Origin of the sequence: Aquipluma nitroreducens (assembly GCF_009689585.1) — a bacterium.
In the GTDB taxonomy this organism is placed as follows: Bacteria; Bacteroidota; Bacteroidia; order Bacteroidales; family Prolixibacteraceae; genus Aquipluma; species Aquipluma nitroreducens.
This window is the reverse complement of sequence record NZ_AP018694.1, coordinates 2,441,651-2,456,944: the sequence shown is the minus strand read 5'-3', so window position 1 is coordinate 2,456,944 and position 15,294 is coordinate 2,441,651. Positions and strand designations below refer to the sequence as shown.

The 15,294-nt window shown below is 41.0% G+C and carries 11 protein-coding genes and 1 tRNA gene; 10 read left to right on the top strand and 2 right to left on the bottom strand.

Features of this window, described 5'->3' with window-relative positions; translation table 11 throughout:
• The first annotated feature begins 13 nt into the window (after positions 1–13).
• Positions 14–1,327 (top strand): ATP-binding protein, encoded by a 1,314-nt coding sequence (locus AQPE_RS10290; RefSeq protein ID WP_318350968.1) that lies wholly within the window; start codon positions 14–16, stop codon positions 1,325–1,327.
• Positions 1,328–1,414: 87 nt separating this feature from the next.
• Here AQPE_RS10290 and ispG read toward each other — a convergent pair whose 3' ends face one another.
• Entirely contained in the window at positions 1,415–3,274 is a 1,860-nt protein-coding gene (gene ispG / locus AQPE_RS10285) for a (E)-4-hydroxy-3-methylbut-2-enyl-diphosphate synthase (RefSeq protein WP_318350967.1), read from the bottom strand.
• 183 nt (positions 3,275–3,457) lie between these two features.
• Here ispG and gldA point away from each other — a divergent pair, with 183 nt between their 5' ends.
• The 9 genes from gldA to AQPE_RS10240 all read left to right on the top strand — a co-directional run bounded on the left by gldA (position 3,458) and on the right by AQPE_RS10240 (position 14,356).
• On the top strand, positions 3,458–4,366 hold the full coding sequence (gene gldA, locus AQPE_RS10280; protein ID WP_318350966.1) for a gliding motility-associated ABC transporter ATP-binding subunit GldA: 909 nt from the start codon (positions 3,458–3,460) through the stop codon (positions 4,364–4,366).
• 49 nt (positions 4,367–4,415) lie between these two features.
• Positions 4,416–5,639 (top strand): phosphoserine phosphatase SerB, encoded by a 1,224-nt coding sequence (gene serB / locus AQPE_RS10275; protein WP_318350965.1) that lies wholly within the window; start codon positions 4,416–4,418, stop codon positions 5,637–5,639.
• Between the two features lie 256 nt (positions 5,640–5,895).
• Positions 5,896–7,149 (top strand): methionine adenosyltransferase, encoded by a 1,254-nt coding sequence (gene metK / locus AQPE_RS10270; protein WP_404801010.1) that lies wholly within the window; start codon positions 5,896–5,898, stop codon positions 7,147–7,149.
• Positions 7,150–7,326: 177 nt separating this feature from the next.
• Complete coding sequence (locus AQPE_RS10265) at positions 7,327–8,367, top strand: sensor histidine kinase (RefSeq protein WP_318350964.1); 1,041 nt, start codon at positions 7,327–7,329, stop codon at positions 8,365–8,367.
• 147 nt (positions 8,368–8,514) lie between these two features.
• Positions 8,515–9,219, top strand: a complete 705-nt coding sequence (locus AQPE_RS10260) for a response regulator transcription factor (protein ID WP_318350963.1) — start codon at positions 8,515–8,517, stop codon at positions 9,217–9,219.
• A 255-nt stretch (positions 9,220–9,474) separates the two neighbouring features.
• Positions 9,475–12,912: an isoleucine--tRNA ligase gene (gene ileS / locus AQPE_RS10255; protein ID WP_318350962.1), complete on the top strand. Its 3,438-nt coding sequence runs from the start codon at positions 9,475–9,477 to the stop codon at positions 12,910–12,912.
• Between the two features lie 117 nt (positions 12,913–13,029).
• The gene (locus tag AQPE_RS10250) at positions 13,030–13,407 is read left to right on the top strand and encodes a TraR/DksA family transcriptional regulator (protein ID WP_318350961.1); all 378 of its coding nucleotides are present in this window, start codon (positions 13,030–13,032) and stop codon (positions 13,405–13,407) included.
• Between the two features lie 71 nt (positions 13,408–13,478).
• Complete coding sequence (locus tag AQPE_RS10245) at positions 13,479–14,171, top strand: lipoprotein signal peptidase (RefSeq protein WP_318350960.1); 693 nt, start codon at positions 13,479–13,481, stop codon at positions 14,169–14,171.
• Between the two features lie 111 nt (positions 14,172–14,282).
• Positions 14,283–14,356: transfer RNA gene (locus tag AQPE_RS10240), tRNA-Ile, on the top strand.
• A gap of 120 nt (positions 14,357–14,476) precedes the next feature.
• Here the strand turns inward: AQPE_RS10240 and AQPE_RS10235 are convergent.
• On the bottom strand, positions 14,477–15,091 hold the full coding sequence (locus AQPE_RS10235; protein WP_318350959.1) for a hypothetical protein: 615 nt from the start codon (positions 15,089–15,091) through the stop codon (positions 14,477–14,479).
• Positions 15,092–15,294: the final 203 nt, after the last annotated feature.

Genomic DNA, 15,294 nt, shown 5'->3' with positions numbered 1-15,294 from the left:
TAAAAAAAAGGCAATGAAGCGAATAATCTTTAATCAATTACTCAATTGGAAGGAATCAGCCGAAAGGAAGGTTCTTTTGTTGCGTGGAGCCCGTCAGGTTGGTAAGACTTTTACGGTAAGAGAACTTGGAAAGACTTTTGCTAATTATATTGAAGTAAACTTCGAGATTGACTCTGATGTTTGCCCGTTTTTCAATCAAAATCTTGATCCAAACCGCATCTGTCAGGAACTATCAGCCTTTTACGGAAAGCCGATTCTTGAAAACGAAACACTTTTGTTTTTTGATGAAATTCAAGCTTGTCCCCGTGCGATTTCGGCGCTAAGGTTCTTTTATGAGAATAAGCCGGGCTTGCATGTAATTGCAGCAGGTTCGCTGCTCGAATTTGCCTTAGCTGAACTTCCTTCGTTTGGCGTTGGCCGTATCCGGTCAATGTTCATGTACCCGATGTCGTTTAATGAGTTCCTGATGGCCAACCAAATGGATCAGTATATTGAAATGATCAGGAATGCTTCTCCCGACCAACCAATAAACCCTGTGTTTCACGAGAAACTGACCGAATACTTCCGGAAGTTTCTGTTAACCGGAGGAATGCCCGAAGTAGTGCGGCAACTAGCCGAAAACAAGAGCTTGTACGATGCATTGAATGTGTTGAGCGATTTGGCTTTATCGATTCGTGATGATTTTTCGAAGTACCATAAGCGGGTTCCTGAAAGCCGCATCCGCGAAGTATTTGCCAGCATTGTTGAACAGGCTGGGGCAAAGTTTGTGTATTCGAACGTAATGGCAAAGGCAAGCCTACCTCAGGTAAAGGAAACGCTCGAATTACTAATAAAGGCCGGACTGGCTTATCCGGTTTATCACACTTCTGCCAATGGGTTTCCGCTTGGCGCTCAAATCGATTCGAAGAAGTTCAAGGTTTTGTTATACGATACCGGAATATTTCAACATATTCTGGGGCTGAATATCCGCGAGTATCTGGTAGTTGAAGAAATGGACATGGTGAACAAGGGAAATCTGGCCGAAATTTATGCAGGACTGGAACTGATCAAGGCATCGTCGTTTTTAGAAAAACCACAATTGTTCTATTGGCATCGTCAGGAAAGAAGCAGCAATGCTGAGGTCGATTATGTCATCCGTCAAGGCAATTCTATTGTGCCTGTCGAAATCAAGTCGGGCTATAGCGGAAAAATGCAAAGCATGCGCCTGTTCATGAAGGAAAAGAACCTGATCCGGGGAATTCGTTGCTCGCTCGAAAATTTTGGACGTGATGGAAACATAGAAATTGTTCCACTTTATGCGATTTCAACATTGATAAAGGAAAACTGAGCATAGAAACCTATGTGCTGTTGGTGAAGAGTGTTCAGTTTTCAGAAAAGCAAGCTCGGTAACTGCTAACTGCGACTGGCAGCTTTTTTAGGCTTCCCGGTCTTTCCAATCTCCATTTTCGCGGATAATAGCTTCCAGTTCTTCAACCGCTTGCTCAAAAGGAATGTGTCTTTTTATAAGTACCTGCCCTTTATACAGGTTCACATTTCCTGGGCCAGCGCCAACAAATCCATAATCAACATCGCCCATTTCGCCCGGACCATTGACCACGCAACCCATTACCCCAATTTTTAAATGATCGAGATGATTAAAATGAGTCTTGATTTTGATGGTTGTTTCGTGCAAATCGAACAAAGTTCGGCCACAACCCGGACATGAAATAAATTCGGTCTTGGTCAATCGCATCCGGCTGGCCTGAAGAATAGAAAAACTCAGGTCTTTCAGATCGGTAAATGTGATTTGTTCCGATTCGTTGGTAATGCAAATTCCGTCGCCATAGCCATCAATCAACAAACCACCCAAATCGGCAGCTGCTTTAATCTGAAGATTTTCGAGGTAACGCTCGTTGTATTTTCTGAAAATAACCACGGGAACTTTCCAAATGTGCGATTCCAGTGTCATGAAAAAAGCACGCAAATCGGCAAATGGATTCCGACTTAAACTTTCCAATATCAATATGGTCTTCCGGGTTTGTTTCAGCTTGGTGATTATCTCCGGATTTTCATTCATGAAATGGTCAAATTCCTCTTTGTTGGTCCGGATGAATTTGGTTTGACCCCAATGCGAACCTCCAAACAAATATTCTTCAAGTGTGAGTACCGGATATGAATTCCCTTCCAAATCAAGTACTTCATGATTATTGAAGAAGTACTCCGGAATTTGTTTGCCGCGTAATGGCAGAATTTCGGAAAGTGTACGGCCTCGTAAATCGGCCATAACAACTGGCAAATTCTTGTCTCCCATTTTCAAAACCGGACGGACAGAACGCCTTTCGTATTCAAATGGATTAATCTGCGCAAAAAGCGGCGCTTTTATCGGTTTATGATTTCGATATGTTTCAATGTGATTGATCAGCTTTCGGGCCACTGAAATTTCATTTTCAGGAGCTTCGGTTAACGAAACACGAATGGTATCGCCAATTCCGTCGGCCAGTAATGCACCAATCCCAACTGCTGATTTGATTCGCCCATCCTCACCCTCGCCAGCTTCAGTCACCCCGAGGTGAAGTGGATAGCTCATTTCTTCGAGACGCATCTTGTAGTTGAGTAAACGGACAGTATAAACCATTGAGCGGGTATTGCTCGATTTGATCGAAATAACCACATTGGCAAAATCCTGATTCTGGCAAATGCGTAGAAATTCCATGACCGATTCAACAATTCCGGCTGGAGTATCTCCATAACGGCTCATAATGCGATCGGACAATGATCCCTGATTTGCCCCAATCCGGAGTGCGGTATTGGTATCTTTCAGCATTTGAAGAAAAGGAACGAATTGTTCTTCTATCTTCCGAAGCTCGGTTTTATATTCTTCGTTGGTATAAAGATGGTGCTCGAATTTGGCCCGTTTGTCGTAGAAATTTCCAGGATTAATCCGGACTTTGAATACATATTTTGCAGCAATTTCGGCTAAATGAGGATTGAAATGAATGTCAGCAACCAATGGATTTTCAAATCCCCTGGCCACTAGTTCACTCTTTATATTTTTAAGATTTTCGGCATCGGCAACACCCCGAACGGTAACCCTAACCATATCGGCTCCTGCTTTGATAATGCGAATGATTTGCTCAACCGTGGCTTCGGTGTCGCTCGTATCGGTATCTGTCATTGATTGAATCCGGATCGGATTTTGATCTCCAAGCAATACTCCTCCTATCCGCACCAACGATGTTTTCTGCCGTTGATACCTCGTCAAATCCTCTATGTAGTTAAAGTTCTGATCCTTCATTTACCATGTATTGGGGGCGACAAAGTTAATTTAAAGTTAATAAAAATGAAAAGTAAATGACTCCTATTTACATGGAGTCAGGTGACGAAACTAATAAAAATAATCCAGAGCAGTCCCATTTCGAAAAGCAGATTTCGGAATCAATAGAAATCTTTACTTTTGACTGACCAAAATCAGAATAAAATGACCATCAAAATAGAGCAGGTAAGCAAGCTTTACGGAAACCAGAAAGCGCTTGATCAGGTTTCATTTGAGATAGGAACTGGCGAATTAGTCGGATTTTTAGGGCCAAATGGCGCCGGAAAATCGACTTTGATGAAGATTATCACCGGTTATCTTTCTTCTGATGGAGGAATGGTAACCATTAATGGTCAAATCGTTGAAACAAAAAATGTTGCTATCCGCTCACAAATTGGATATTTGCCTGAAAACAATCCGCTTTACACTGATTTATATGTAAGAGAATACCTTGAAATGGTGGCAGGATTTTATCAGCTTCAGAATAAAAAAGAACAGGTTTTGAAGATGATTGAATTAACCGGACTCAAAACCGAACAGCATAAAAAAATTGGGGCACTTTCGAAAGGCTATCGTCAACGCGTTGGATTGGCGCAGGCACTGATTCACGACCCCGCAGTACTTATTTTAGATGAACCAACTACCGGGCTCGATCCCAATCAGCTCGAAGAAATCAGGCAATTGATCCGAACGATTAGCGCAAACAAAACGGTTATGCTTTCAACCCACATTATGCAGGAAGTTGAAGCCATTTGTAGCCGCGTAATCATTATCAATAAAGGAAGCATTGTGGCTGACGGTTCGATCGATCAACTCAAAGGCGGGCAATTTGCGCAAAAACAAACGGTATTCGTTGAATTCGATCAATCGCCCAATCTGGAAGCTATTCGAAAAATTCAAGGACTTCGGAAAATTGAGGCAATTAACTCAACAACATTCATCGCCGAATCAGATGGCAGCAACGATTTACGACCTTCACTTTTTCATTTTGCAGTTCAAAATCAGCTTATTTTGCTTTCGTTGAAAGAACAACAGCAAAGTCTCGAAAATGTATTTCAGGACTTGACAAAGTAATCGGTCTGCAGTTTGCACAAACCAACGAATATTAAATCAAAATTTTAAAATGCCAAATAGCGAAATAATTTTAATCAGCATATCGGGAGAAGACAAACCCGGAGTAACCTCTTCGATCACTGAAATTCTTGGGAAATACGATGCAACCATCCTCGACATCGGTCAAGCCGACATACACCACACCCTTTCGTTAGGAATCCTTTTCAGAATGTCGGATAACGCCGAATCAGGGCATATCCTGAAAGAAGTGCTTTTCAAATGTTCGGAACTAAATGTAAATGTGCGTTTTACCGCGGTAACTCCTGAACGTTATACGAACTGGGTAGGCCGGCAGGGAAAAAGTAGATATATTGTTACCATCCTTGGTAAAGTAATAACCGCCAAACAGTTGTCGAAGGTAACAAAAGCCGTTTCGGATCAAAACTTAAACATCGACTCGATCAAACGCTTAACCGGCAGACCCAGTTTGCATACCGAAGATGAAAATGCCGTTCGGTCGTGCATTGAGCTATCGGTGAGGGGCGAATTGCTTGACAAGAACCTGCTTTCGGCTCAGTTTCTGGCCTATTCAGCTGAGCTAGGCATCGACATTTCGTTTCAGAAAGACGATATGTTTCGCCGCAATCGCCGGTTGATTTGCTTTGATATGGATTCAACCCTTATCAAAACCGAGGTGATTGATGAGCTGGCCGACCGGGCCGGAGTTGGCGAACAAGTGCGGGCCATTACCGAAGCAGCTATGCGGGGTGAAATTGATTTTTCGGAAAGCTTTGAACAACGGATTTCACTACTAAAAGGTTTGGACGAGAGCGTAATGCGTGAAATTTCCGAAAATCTGCCTATCATGGAAGGCGCCGCGAGGTTAATGTCGATATTGAAAAAATGTGGATTTAAAATAGCCATTCTTTCGGGCGGGTTCAGCTATTTTGGCAATCACCTGAAAAAACTTTTTGAGGTTGATTACCTTTATGCCAATGAGCTGGAAATTGTTGACGGGAAACTGACAGGCAAGCATTTGGGCGATATTGTAGATGGAAAACGAAAAGCTGAATTGTTAAAATTGATAGCCCAGGTTGAGAAAATTGATTTAGAACAAGTTATTGCCGTTGGCGACGGAGCTAACGATTTACCAATGTTGAATCTGGCAGGACTCGGAATTGCTTTCCATGCCAAACCAAAAGTAAAGGCTAACGCTCAACAATCAATTTCTACCATTGGTCTGGATGGTGTGTTATACTTTTTGGGATTTCGGGATATACACATTGATAGCTGAATGTTACCTGAGCAATTCCTTTGAATAATATTTTTTTTAAATAAAGACTTCCTTGTCTGAAAAAAGTTTATACATTTGCACCAGTTATGTGGATAAATTTGTTCTGATTGCAACCACGAAAAAAAATGCTAAAACGTAATGCTTTTTTTATCTTGCTTTTCTATCATTTACCCACAACTTTTATTTGTATAAATCATTTTATCTGAACACTATCAGCGAGTTTGCTGTTGTATCGGGTATCTAAATTAAACAGATTATGAGTTATTTTTTCACCAGTGAGTCAGTTTCAGAAGGCCATCCTGATAAAGTTTCCGATCAGATTTCGGATGCCCTTTTGGACGAATTTCTCGCATTCGATGCCAACTCTAAAGTTGCCATCGAAACCTTGGTTACCACAGGGCAGGTAGTTCTTGCCGGAGAGGTAAAATCAAAAACTTATGTTGACGTTCAGGAAACTGCGCGCCGTGTTATTAACCAAATCGGCTACACCAAAGCCGAATATCGTTTCGATGGCGATTCGTGCGGCGTTTTTAGTGCCATTCACGAACAAAGCCCCGATATTAATCGCGGCGTTGATAAAGCTGACAAAATGGATCAGGGAGCCGGCGACCAGGGAATGATGTTTGGTTATGCCAACTCAGAAACCGATAATTTCATGCCGCTTCCACTCGATTTGTCGCACCGCATTTTGCTTGAACTGGCCATCATTCGTCGCGAGCAAAAGGTGATGACTTATCTGCGTCCCGACTCAAAATCTCAGGTTACCATTGAGTACAACGACGATCATTCGCCCAAACGAGTTCATACCATTGTAGTTTCAACTCAACACGACGATTTTGATGCCGACGAACCAATGCTCGCCAAAATCAAAAAAGATGTGATCGAAATACTGATCCCACGGGTAAAAGCACAATTGCCCAAAAGACTTCAGGATTTATTTGCTGATGAAATTATCTATCACGTTAACCCAACCGGAAAATTCGTAATTGGCGGACCTCATGGCGATACCGGGCTGACTGGCCGCAAAATTATTGTTGACACTTATGGCGGTCGCGGAGCTCATGGCGGTGGCGCTTTCTCCGGAAAAGATCCATCAAAAGTTGACCGTTCGGCTGCTTATGCAGCACGCCACATTGCTAAAAATATGGTTGCGGCAGGAGTTGCCCGCGAAATGCTGGTTCAGCTTTCTTACGCCATTGGCGTTGCCAAGCCTGTAGGCGTTTACGTTGAAACCAGAGGCACCGCAATCGCAGGTCTTTCTGATTCAGACATATCAGAAAAAATTCAGGCGATTTTTGATCTCCGTCCGGCAGCCATCGAACAACGGCTCAAATTACGCAACCCAATTTACCGCGAAACTGCTGCCTATGGACACATGGGACGCCAGCCACAAACGGTGACCAAAGTTTTTGAATCGCCTTACAATGGCAGGATTGAACTGGAAGTTGAGTTGTTTACCTGGGAAAAACTCGATCACGTTGACCAGATTAAAAGCGTTTTCGGCCTTTAATCCTCAAAAACCGACATATAAAATCCGGATCTTGAAAGGTTCGGATTTTTTTATTCTCTTAACTTTCCGCAGTTCATTTGCACCCTAAAAGTTAAACATAGGATTCCGATGGAGCAAAAAATGAAAAGCTCCACAAAATCAATTAATTTTGCAACCTCACAAGAAACAAACTTGAATATGAAGACATACTCTGCCAAGCGACTATCATTATACATCACGGTATTGTTATTGCTTTCCAACTTTGGATTCTTTCTGATTGAGTCGAAAAAGGACTTTGGCCTGACCTACTCTTTCATTTTCGTCGTTCTATTCTGTGCAGTTTCTTATTTTTTGGTGCTTTTTATCCTGAACACATACATCAACGACAAAATTAAACCCATTTATAAAACCATTCGTGAAGTACCGATCAGCGGGAAAAAAGGGAAATTGCTTGAAGCAATAAGCACAACAAACATTTCGGATGTACAAAAAGAAGTTGAAGAATGGGCCAAAAATCAGACTCAGGAAATTACCCGGTTAAAAGATCTGGAAAAATACCGAAAAGAGTTTGTAGGAAATGTTTCGCACGAACTTAAAACTCCCATTTTCAACATTCAGGGCTACGTACTGACTTTACTCGAAGGCGGAATTGACGATCCGAAAATTAACAAATTATACCTTCAGCGAACAGAAAAGAGTATCGACCGAATGATCTCGATTGTAGAAGATTTGGAGTCGATAACCAAACTTGAATCGGGAGAATTGACATTAAATTGCGTTGAATTAGACCTTGTTAAATTAACCGAAGACGTATTCGAACTGGCGCAAATGCTTGCCAACGAACGAAATATTTCATTGCAATTTGCGACTAAAACCGATAAACCGATCATGGTTTTGGCCGACAAAAAGCGGATTATGGAAGTAATGAATAACCTGGTTGGCAACGGTATTAAATACGGAAAAAAGAAAGGACACGTCAAAGTTGGATTTTATGATCTGCATGAAACCATCCTAATCGAGGTCAGTGATAACGGCATCGGGATGGATAAAGCTGACTTGTACCGCATTTTTGAGCGTTTCTACAGAGTCGATAAATCTCGCTCGCGCGAGCAAGGAGGAACTGGACTGGGCTTGTCGATTGTAAAACATATCATTGAAGCTCACGATCAAACCATCAATGTAAAAAGTGTGGTTGACAAGGGAACAACCTTTACTTTTACGCTTGAAAAAGCAAAGTAAAACCTGGAGATCAAGGCACAGATAAAAAGGCGAAAATTAAATGTGGAAAATCAAATGAAATTGCTAATTTTCAAACAAAATTTTAAGTAAACATATCATCTGATCCAAAAGTAATCTTTACTTTTAAATTCAAATTCAATAACTACTATGAGCGACAGTCAATCAAAAATTTTGCTCGTCGATGACGAAGTTGATATTCTGGAATTTATCAGCTACAATCTGGAAAAAGAAGGATATAAAGTTTATACTGCCCAAAATGGCGCAGAAGCAATAAAAGTAGCAGAGAAGGTTCTTCCTGATCTGATTATTCTGGATGTAATGATGCCTGAAATGGATGGTATTGCCGCCTGCGAAGAAATTAGAAGAATCCCTGTTTTGCAGCACACCATTATAGCATTCCTCACTGCCCGTGGTGAAGATTATTCGCAAATTGCCGGATTCGAGGCTGGTGCCGATGATTACATCACCAAACCCATACGCCCAAAAGTTCTGGTCAGCCGGGTAAAAGCTTTACTGAAACGCACTTCAACCGTTGGAACTGCGCCGGTAGCTGTTATCGAAAGTGGTCATACCGTCACGATTGGAAATCTGGTTATCGACAAAGAACGTTATCTGATCATGAAAGACGGCGAAGAAATGATTCTTCCGCGAAAGGAATTTGAATTGCTATCACTTTTAGTTTCAAAACCAGGGAAAGTGTTTACCCGCGAAGAAATTTATTATTCAGTTTGGGGCGACAATGTGGTCGTTGGAGACCGGACGATTGATGTTCACATCCGGAAGCTTCGAGAAAAAATAGGCAACGATCTAATTAAGACACTAAAGGGAATCGGCTATAAATTTGTCGACTAGTACCAATAAATCTTGTTCTGAAGTTGACAAGTACCTATAAAACCAGATAAATAAGCCAATTCGGCCTATTTATCTGGTTTTTTCATTCATCAAATTCACGGTTAACTTCGGCTCCCAAGTCATATAATCTACCCTGAATATTAATTATTTATTGCAATTCATCAGATTCCTTGTCACGGCAAAGCTTTTGAATTACCAATACTAAATTTTTCTATATTTGTCCTTTCAAAAAATAAGGCTATAATTTACGTTCCGATGAGCAATAAATTTCAGGTTTACAAGCAATTAGACCTCTCCCAAATCAATAAAGATGTATTGAAACGATGGGAAGATGACGATACATTTCACAAAAGTATAACGACTCGTGAAGGCAAACCCACATTTGTGTTTTACGAAGGACCTCCATCTGCAAACGGAATGCCCGGCATTCACCATGTAATGGCTCGTGCCATTAAAGATACGTTTTGCCGCTACAAAACCATGAAAGGCTTCCGCGTTCACCGTAAGGCTGGCTGGGATACTCACGGACTTCCGGTTGAATTGGGTGTTGAAAAATCGCTTGGAATTACCAAAGACGACATTGGGAAAAAGATTAGTGTGGCCGAATACAATGCTGCCTGCCGCACTGAGGTTATGAAATATACCCGCGAATGGGAAGAATTAACCCGTCAAATGGGCTATTGGGTGAACATGGACGATCCATATATCACTTACGATAATCGATACATTGAAACCGTTTGGTGGTTGCTGAAACAGCTTTTCGAGAAAAATCTGCTATACAAAGGCTACACCATTCAGCCATTTTCGCCTGCCGCCGGAACCGGTCTAAGTTCGCACGAATTGAACCAGCCCGGATGTTATCGCGATGTAAAAGATACCACGGCTGTTGCTCAATTTAAAGCCATCCGGAACGAAAAATCGGAATTCCTCTTTGAAAATGTCGAAACCGATTTGTATTTCCTGGCTTGGACAACAACACCATGGACATTACCATCGAACACGGCTTTGTGCGTTGGTCCAAAAATTACATACCTGAAAGTCAGGACATTCAATCCATATACTGGGGAGCCAGTTACCCTGATTTTGGCTAAAAATCTGTTGGCTGCTCATTTTGATCCCAAAAATGCAGAACTTGCGCTGGAAGATTATAGTGCAGGCGACAAAAAAATACCATACCAAGTCCTGGGCGAATACTCCGGAACTCAGCTCGAAGGGGTGAATTACGAACAGCTCATCAACTGGGTAAAACCGAAAGGCGATGCTTTCAGGGTGATTACCGGCGATTTTGTGACCACCGAAGATGGAACCGGAATCGTTCACATCGCTCCAACTTTTGGTGCCGACGATGATCGCGTAGCCAAACAAAGTGGTATTGCTCCGCTCATTGTCGACGATCTGGAAGGCAAACGTCAACCTTTAGTCGATCGCAACGGACGGTTTTTCCTGATCGAAAATATGGATCCGGCTTTCGTATCCGAATATGTGAATCAGTTAGAATACACCGAATTTGCTGGTCGCTACGTCAAAAATGAATACGACGATACGCTTACAGAAGACGATGCAACAGTGGACATCGACATCAGTGTGATGCTGAAAAAAGAGAACAAAGCCTTTAAAGTTGAAAAACACGTTCACTCGTATCCGCATTGCTGGAGAACCGATAAGCCAATCCTTTATTACCCACTTGATTCATGGTTCATCCGCACTACGGCTGTTAAAGATAAAATGATTGCCCTCAACAATACCATCAACTGGAAACCTGCCTCAACCGGAACCGGACGTTTCGGCAACTGGCTCGAAAACTTAGTTGACTGGAACCTGAGCCGTTCGCGTTTCTGGGGAACTCCGCTTCCGATCTGGAGAACCGAAGATGGCACTGAAACAAAATGTATTGGTTCGACCGAAGAGCTGATGAATGAAATCGACAAGGCAGTGGCTGCCGGATTGATGGATAAAAACATTTTCGAAGGATTTGAGATTGGCAACAATCAGAAAGAAAACTACGAAAAGATTGATCTGCACCGCCCATTTGTTGACGACATTTTCCTTGTTTCGGCTTCAGGAAAGAAAATGTTCCGCGAAACTGACCTGATTGATGTTTGGTTCGATTCGGGCGCTATGCCATATGCTCAACGCCACTTTCCATTCGAAAACAAGGAAAAATTCAACGAGGTGTATCCGGCCGATTTTATTGCCGAAGGTGTTGACCAAACGCGTGGATGGTTCTTCACCCTGCATGCTATTTCGACCATGATCGACGAATCAGTAGCCTTTAAAAACATCATTTCAAACGGATTGGTGTTGGATAAGAACGGCAACAAAATGTCGAAACGGTTGGGAAATGCTGTTGAGCCATTTGCAGCAATCGACGAAAACGGATCCGATCCGCTGCGTTGGTACATGTTGACCAACTCACAGCCTTGGGATAACCTGAAATTCGACATCAATGGAGTTGACGAAGTGAAACGTAAATTCTTCGGAACACTTTATAATACCTACAACTTCTTCGCAATGTATGCCAACATTGATGGATTTACTTATGCTGAAGAAGAAATTCCGGTTTCAGAACGGCCCGAAATCGATCGTTGGATTATTTCGTTGCTCAATACGCTGGTGAAAGAAGTTGGCGAAAGCTACGAAACATACGAGCCAACCCGCGCCGGACGCGCTATTTCTGAGTTCGTTTCAGAAAACCTGAGCAACTGGTTTGTTCGCTTAAGCCGCAAACGCTATTGGGGCGGAACTTACGATAAGGAGAAGATTTCGGCCTACCAAACGCTTTATACTTGCTTGAGTACAATTGCAAAGCTCAGTGCACCAATTGCCCCATTTTATGCTGATTTGCTTTATACTGATCTGAACAAAATCACGGGTAAAGAGGTTGACCAAAGCGTTCACCTTGCTGATTTCCCGGTTTGTGATGAATCAATGATCAACAGCGATCTGGAACTGAAAATGGCATTGGCACAAAAAGCTTCGTCGATGATTTTAGGACTTCGCCGGAAGGAAAAACTGAAAGTCCGTCAGCCATTGGCTAAGATTATGGTTCCTGTCCTTACCAAAGAATTTCAGGAGCAATTTGATGCCGTAAAAAACATTATTCTTTCGGAAGTAAACGTGAAAGAAGTTGAGTTTCTGACTGATGCCGCCGGTATTATTAGCAAAAAAATAAAGGCAAACTTCAAAACGCTCGGACCGAAATACGGTAAATTAATGAAACAAATTTCCGGAGAAATTGCAGGTTTTGATCAGCAAGACATCAGCAATCTGGAAAAAACCGGAAGCTACGATTTGAATATAAACGGCGAAAAAATTTCATTGAGTTTGGAAGATGTTGAAATTCAGACCGAAGATGTTCCCGGATGGTTGGTTGCCAGTGAAGGTGGATTGACAATTGCTCTTGATATAAATTTAACAGAAGAGCTGAAACAAGAGGGAATTGCCCGTGAATTCATCAATAAAATCCAAAATATCAGGAAAGAAAGCGATTTTGAGGTGACTGACCGGATTGTTCTTCAGATTCAGAAGCACGACTTCTACAACTTAGCTGTAGCTAATTTTGCTGAATACATCAGCAATCAAACACTTGCTTATGAACTAGTTATGGTTGACCAACTGGAAGAAGAAAATTCAACACTCGTGGAAATTGACACCGATGTTGAAGCACGCATTCAAGTGGTTAGGAATTCATAATATGGAAAGAATCCAGAATGCTTAAAAGCTTGTTTGGAATCGAAATATTTTTATACTTTTAGAGTCTGAGGCAGGTCTTAAAAGCTTGAAACAGGCAGTGAACTAAAGCTTAAAGTTATGAGTGAAAAAAATAGATATTCGGATGAAGAGTTACAGGAATTTAAAGCAATAATTCTTGATAAACTCGAAAAAGCCCAGAAGGACTATGTGATGTATAAGAGCTCCATAACCCAGAGCGATGGAAATGACACTCAGGACACTTCCCCAACCTTCAAGGTGCTGGAAGAGGGCGCTGCTACGCTTTCGAAAGAAGAAGCAGGCAAACTGGCGCAGCGTCAGCAAAAGTTTATTCAGTATTTGCAGGCCGCTCTTGTGCGAATCGAGAATAAAACCTACGGTATTTGTCGTGAGACCGGAAAATTAATATCGAAAGAACGGTTGCGCGCAGTTCCACATGCAACACTTAGCATTGATGCTAAAAACAGTCAGAAATAAATTAAGCTAAAATACGGCCTGAAATGATTGGAAGAGAAATACTTCCAATCATTTTTTTATAATTATCGAAGATGTCAAAATTACAAAAATCAATTCTCATCGTCGTTTTGGTTCTGTTGGTCGACCAAGTCCTGAAGATCTGGATCAAAACAAACATGACGCTTGGTCAGGAATTTCCTGTTATTGGCAATTGGTTCATCATTCATTTTGTTGAAAACAACGGAATGGCCTTTGGATTCGAGTTTGGCGGTAATTACGGAAAGATATTCCTCAGCTTGTTCAGGGTAATTGCGGTATTTGGAATTGGCTGGTATATCCTCCAACTCATTAAGAAAGGTCTGCCAATGGGATTCATTGCCTGCGTTTCGCTAATCTTTGCCGGAGCCATCGGAAACATTATCGACAGTGCCTTTTATGGATTAATCTTCAACGACAGTTATGGTGAGGTTTCCACACTGTTTCCTGCTGGCGGTGGATATGCTTCTTTTTTGCACGGCCGTGTTGTTGATATGTTCTATTTCCCATTATTCTCGGGCATTTTCCCCAATTGGGTTCCATTTGTCGGAGGAACTGATTTTCAATTCTTTCGTCCGGTATTTAATGTTGCCGATTCTGCCATTTCTGTAGGAATCTTCTCAATCATTATTTTTTACCGGAAGCAATTCAATAACCTGGACAAGAAAGAAAAAGAAGAATCGACAACTGAACAAAATCAAAAAGAAGTCACTGAAAATGCTCCTGAGAATGAATCGTCAGGAATTTGATTATTTTACTTGTTAAATTTAGTTGAATTCAGTAAACTTGCACTCCGAAAAAACGAGTTCAGATTAGTAGTTTGAAATTTTACCTGGAAATAAAACCATTACAATATTTCAGGGCCTATAGCTCAGTTGGTTAGAGCACCTGACTCATAATCAGGGAGTCACTGGTTCAAGCCCAGTTGGGCCCACTTCAAAATCAAGCAGTTACATTGAGTTGTGGCTGCTTTTTTATTTTCATACATACAATCTACATACAAATCCTGTCAAAAAGAAAAATCAATGGGAAGTAAAAGAAAACATGTCTAGGCTCAAATTCTTTTATTTGAGAGTTCTATTTGTCTCAGCCATCTTTGATGTGTTTCATATTTTTCTTTTAATTTCATCCATCTGTCATAATCCGTGTCCAATGGATGAGCATATATCTCAATGATTTGAGTTTTTCCATGAATCACATGCCTAACTTCATGAACTATTCCTCTTTCAAATCTATTGCCCGGAACAAGTTCAAATTCTATATATTCTCCAATTCTTGGAGTCTCTTTAAGTTGAAGATGAAATGATATAGAATCCGGCATATCACTTTTCTTATTTTCTTCAGCTCTTTTCCACTCTTCATAGTGAAGCATGATCATTACATGATGAATGACCTTATCTATTTCCAAAGGTTTATAGACATCAAAATCTTTAACTAGCTCCTCTAATATTTGCTTTAAATATGAATTACATTTAGTAATAGGAATATCAAGTTCTGCTGCTAAATCTTTGTTTGAAGGCACATCCTCACAACCATCTACTACATGAATTGATTTTGTACTCAGAAGCTGAATAAGAGGGTGTAATTTGGGTATTTTGATTCTTTGGAACTCATCTTTCAATCTAATTAGTGAAAGAATTAATAGGTAATAATTTGTGTGATTTCCCATAACTTTTTTAGAGGATACTAAATCTTTAAAAAGTTTGTTGTAAATTACATTATTGCCTTTATCAAATAAATTAAAAAAATAGCTGCCAGCTTATTATAAGTAACATTCTAATGAGAAGAAATATCTACACAAATTGCCATATAAATACTTAAGTTGAAAATAATATCCAGACTAATTTAATATATAGAATAGAATTATAATTA

Coding starts and splice junctions, on each gene's coding strand:
- AQPE_RS10265 (WP_318350964.1), top strand. CDS start 7,327: ATGAAGACATACTCTGCCAAGCGACTATCATTATACATCACGGTATTG.
- metK (WP_404801010.1), top strand. CDS start 5,896: ATGAGTTATTTTTTCACCAGTGAGTCAGTTTCAGAAGGCCATCCTGAT.
- AQPE_RS10245 (WP_318350960.1), top strand. CDS start 13,479: ATGTCAAAATTACAAAAATCAATTCTCATCGTCGTTTTGGTTCTGTTG.
- ileS (WP_318350962.1), top strand. CDS start 9,475: ATGAGCAATAAATTTCAGGTTTACAAGCAATTAGACCTCTCCCAAATC.
- serB (WP_318350965.1), top strand. CDS start 4,416: ATGCCAAATAGCGAAATAATTTTAATCAGCATATCGGGAGAAGACAAA.
- AQPE_RS10290 (WP_318350968.1), top strand. CDS start 14: ATGAAGCGAATAATCTTTAATCAATTACTCAATTGGAAGGAATCAGCC.
- AQPE_RS10250 (WP_318350961.1), top strand. CDS start 13,030: ATGAGTGAAAAAAATAGATATTCGGATGAAGAGTTACAGGAATTTAAA.
- gldA (WP_318350966.1), top strand. CDS start 3,458: ATGACCATCAAAATAGAGCAGGTAAGCAAGCTTTACGGAAACCAGAAA.
- AQPE_RS10260 (WP_318350963.1), top strand. CDS start 8,515: ATGAGCGACAGTCAATCAAAAATTTTGCTCGTCGATGACGAAGTTGAT.
- ispG (WP_318350967.1), bottom strand. CDS start 3,274: ATGAAGGATCAGAACTTTAACTACATAGAGGATTTGACGAGGTATCAA.
- AQPE_RS10235 (WP_318350959.1), bottom strand. CDS start 15,091: ATGGGAAATCACACAAATTATTACCTATTAATTCTTTCACTAATTAGA.